Genomic DNA, 609 nt, shown 5'->3' on the forward strand with positions numbered 1-609 from the left:
TTGCCGATCAAGTGCTTGTACCGCTCGTCATCCGGATGCACGGCAACGGCCGTATCGCCGAGCATCGTCTCCGGACGGGTCGTCGCCACCTCGATGAAGCCGGAGCCGTCGGCGAGCGGATAGCGCATATGGTAGAGCGCGCCTTTCACTTCTTTATAAACAACCTCAATGTCCGACAACGCGGTTTTCGTCACCGGATCCCAGTTGATGATGTATTCGCCGCGGTAAATGAGCCCTTTCCGGTAGAGCGAGACGAACACTTCGCGCACCGCTTTGGAAAGCCCTTCGTCAAGCGTAAACCGCTCGCGCGTGTAATCAAGCCCAAGCCCTAACTTCGCCCATTGGCTGCGAATATGGCCGGCGTATTCTTCCTTCCACTTCCACGTTTCTTCTAAAAATTTTTCCCGGCCTAAATCGTAGCGCGACAGCCCTTGCTGGCGCAATTTTTCCTCGACTTTCGCCTGGGTGGCGATGCCGGCGTGATCCATTCCCGGAAGCCACAGGACGTCATACCCTTGCATCCGCTTCATGCGCGTAATGATGTCTTGCAGCGTCGTATCCCACGCATGCCCTAAGTGCAATTTGCCGGTGACGTTGGGCGGCGGGATG

1 protein-coding gene is annotated in these 609 nt (G+C 56.8%); it reads right to left on the reverse strand.

Going from position 1 to position 609, the window contains the following annotated elements:
- The coding region (locus tag U1T56_RS24320) for a class I tRNA ligase family protein (protein ID WP_418162060.1) at positions 1 to 609 on the reverse strand (609 nt) is incomplete at both ends.

Origin of the sequence: Benzoatithermus flavus (genome assembly GCF_037908215.1) — a bacterium.
Classification (GTDB): Bacteria; Pseudomonadota; Alphaproteobacteria; order Geminicoccales; family Geminicoccaceae; genus Benzoatithermus; species Benzoatithermus flavus.